Annotated in this window: 1 protein-coding gene; it reads left to right on the plus strand. The window is 60.2% G+C overall.

Translation table 11 applies throughout. The features are described 5' to 3' along the window. On the plus strand, nt 1-790 hold a 790-nt coding region (locus A1351_RS08015; RefSeq protein ID WP_157096199.1), incomplete at its 5' end, for a pyridoxal phosphate-dependent aminotransferase. Between the last annotated feature and the right edge of the window lie 455 nt (nt 791-1,245).

Genomic DNA, 1,245 nt, shown 5'->3' on the forward strand with positions numbered 1-1,245 from the left:
CTGGAGGCCGGCACCCCTGGCGCTTGGTGGCGCGGATGTTCATTTTGACGCCGCCGCGCTGACACGGGCGTTGACGCCAAGAACGCGCGCCGTGCTGATCAACACGCCGCATAATCCGACCGGCTGTGTGTTTTCAAGACGTGATCTTGAACAGATCGCGCAGATCGCGCACGACAATGATCTCACGCTGATTTCAGACGAGGTGTATAGCGCATTCGTCTATGATGGAGACCATTGTTCTCTTGGGGCGCTGGGCGGGCCGGACGCACATCGCCATATCGTCGTCTCTTCCGCCTCGAAGCGCTTCGGCGTCACCGGATGGCGGATCGGCTGGGCGGTCGCGATCCCGGAGATTTCCAGACGGCTGCGCGTTGTGCGACAGAATTTAAGCGCTTGCGCTCCGACGCCTTTGCAGGCGGCCGTTGCGACGGGGTTGCGCGCTGCGAACAGCGCCTATGATGCACGCGCGCGCGATCTCTACCGGAGTCGACGCGACCGGCTATATCGCGGATTGGTGAAAGCAGGATTTTCACCCCTCCTCCCGCGTTCGGGTCTTTTCATGCTCGCTGCAATGGACGACAGGGGCACCGCTGGCGCAAGCGCCTGCGAGCGCATCACGAAGAGCCTTGGCGTCACGCCGCTTCCGCTGCATTCCTATTGCCGCGTCAGTGCGATTGCCGATGATTATCTCCGCTTCGCCTTTTGCCGGCCGCATGCGCAATTTGAAGAAGCCGTTGCCCGTATCGAACGCGCGGCGGCGGCCGTGACGCATATTCCGGCGCGGGTGTAATTCACGCGCATTTTAGTGGATGCGCGTTCGGATTTAACTTTCCCGCAGCGGCGCGCGACGCTTTTTCAGATTGAGAAGCGCGGCCATGGCCGCCACATAGGACAGGTGTCGCGTTGCCTTTAACTGCGCAAATATGGAAATGAGATATTTCTACCCCACATCGGGTGTTTGGGGCCAAGGGGGTGATGTTCAATTTCGTATGAGCTAAGCTCCGTCGGTTTTCTCGGCATCCGAGGTCTGATGCCCCGCTGCGCGACCGGGTCGTTTCCTCACCAGATCAACCTCACATTCGGTCGTCGCGCGAAACGACTGCACCAAGATCCCGCTTGCGGCGGGCGGGGCTCAGGAGGACGAAACCATTCTTCAGTGCGGCTGCTAAAGCCATCCGGCCACGCGATTCGTCCACCTGGATCAGCCGAGACTGATCGTGTCTCGGTAGATTGCTTCGATCTATT

This window comes from Methylosinus sp. R-45379 (assembly GCF_001644125.1).
GTDB lineage: Bacteria > Pseudomonadota > Alphaproteobacteria > Rhizobiales > Beijerinckiaceae > Methylosinus.